General features: G+C 48.5%; 1 pseudogene. It reads right to left on the reverse strand.

Annotated elements, in window-relative coordinates:
* Nucleotides 1-1,201: pseudogene (locus A3750_RS18450) on the reverse strand (hypothetical protein); the annotation flags it as partial.

The following is a 1,201-nucleotide window of genomic DNA, read 5'->3' on the forward strand; positions in this document are numbered from 1 at the left end:
CCGGCGTCGGCACACGACCCACAACAATCGCATCAGCGCCTGTGCTTGTGATGCCCTGACAGATAGCGCGGCAATACGCCTCACTAGAAAGACGCCCGTCGTAACCAACACAAAGCGTGTTTTGCCCTTGAGACAGTGCTTCAGAAGCGAGAGAGCGGCCAATCAACTCAACCGTTTCAAGCGTCAGCGTTTCATCAACAATTCCGCGAATGTCGTAGGCTCTAAAAATCGATGCATCAATCTCTGCACCCTCATGTTCATCAGAACGCGGTAAAGCAACTTCGGGTTCGTTCAAACCTAACTCCTCATCTAGGTCCAGATCATCAAAATTCAAATCGTCGTCCGAGCTATCTTCAGCATGAGCCTCAACAACGCCCATCGACTCGGCTGCGTTTGAAGCGTTCGGCTTGGCTGCCATGGCTGGTTTCGCTTTTTGCTCCTGTTCAGCAAGCGCTTTGTTCGCATTCTCAAGTAGCGACGATGTTTCTGCAAAAGCCAGGCGCACAGATGACTTTCTCTCACCGGAGATACCAGACAACACCAAACTTGATGTAAGCACCACATCTGAACGAATCTTGTTTAAGCGCAGACGACAAATAAGATAAACAAGAATTAGCGATATTAGGGCCGCTGCAGCGAGAATTGACCAAAGGAACGTTCTATCAACCGCGATTAAGCCATTAGCCGTCGTGGCATAACGAAGCTGCCAAGAGCCGATATGAATAGGCTTAGAAAGTTGCTCACCATGCGCAGGCGAACCAAACTCCATAACCTTCGCCGCATTTTCTGCTGAGCTACTATACAAAGCGATGTTCCCTTCTAATGCTTTAGCCTGCCCCTGCAAAGCGCGTTTTATTTCCGAATCGTCAAATAAAAACAAAATAACGGCAGCGGGCTCATCAGTAACCGCAAGTGCTGCCTGATAAAACCACTTAGAGCCATCATAGAAGGCTTCGAGCTTCAAATTTTCTAGTGTTTGAGCTTTACGAATAGCATCGACACTTGCGTATCCGAGATTTGGGTATAGAGTTCTGACTTGCGGGAGTTGCTCGGCGGATACGACATAGAATTCAACCAAGTCTGGAAATGTCGCTCGCAGCAAATCATGGTTATTCTCAGCGCTCGTTATCAGGCGCTCGATGAGTTCTGGACTGCGTGCAACAGACTTAAGCGCTCCAAGACGCTCATTCGCTAAGAAATT

It is taken from the genome of Oleiphilus sp. HI0079 (assembly GCF_001635105.1).